Raw genomic sequence first — 429 nt, 5'->3', positions numbered from 1 at the left:
TTCATATATTCATCATAGACATTGTTTTTGAAGGCAGGTATATTTTCTTCTTTGACAAGAGCAATCGCACAGCCACCAAATCCAGCTCCTGTCATTCGTGCACCTAAGACACCTTCTTGTTTTTGAGCAGCGTCCACTAGTGTATCTAACTCGATCCCAGTCACTTCATAATCATAGCGAAGAGAGTGGTGAGAATCATTTAGCAGTTGTCCAAATGCTTCCAAGTTTCCAGCTTCTAATTCAGCTTTTGCTTTCAAAGTACGTTGATTTTCATAAACAGCATGACGAGCTCTGCGTATCAATGTATCATCACCGATTTGGTCAATAGTTGATTCAAATTCTTCTTCATCTAAGTCTCCTAAAGAAGAGATAGGCAAAGTTTTTTGCAGACGTGCCAAGGCTTCTTCGCATTCGCTGCGGCGTTCATTG

1 protein-coding gene is annotated in these 429 nt (G+C 40.8%); it reads right to left on the bottom strand.

Annotation, left to right across the window (positions count from 1 at the left end):
• Positions 1-429: galactokinase (locus tag FCS21_RS17875; RefSeq protein WP_503328525.1), on the bottom strand; the 429-nt coding region annotated here is incomplete at both ends.

Source organism: Colwellia ponticola, assembly GCF_005885605.1.
In the GTDB taxonomy this organism is placed as follows: domain Bacteria; phylum Pseudomonadota; class Gammaproteobacteria; order Enterobacterales; family Alteromonadaceae; genus Colwellia; species Colwellia ponticola.
This window is presented reverse-complemented; position numbering and strand designations above follow the sequence as displayed.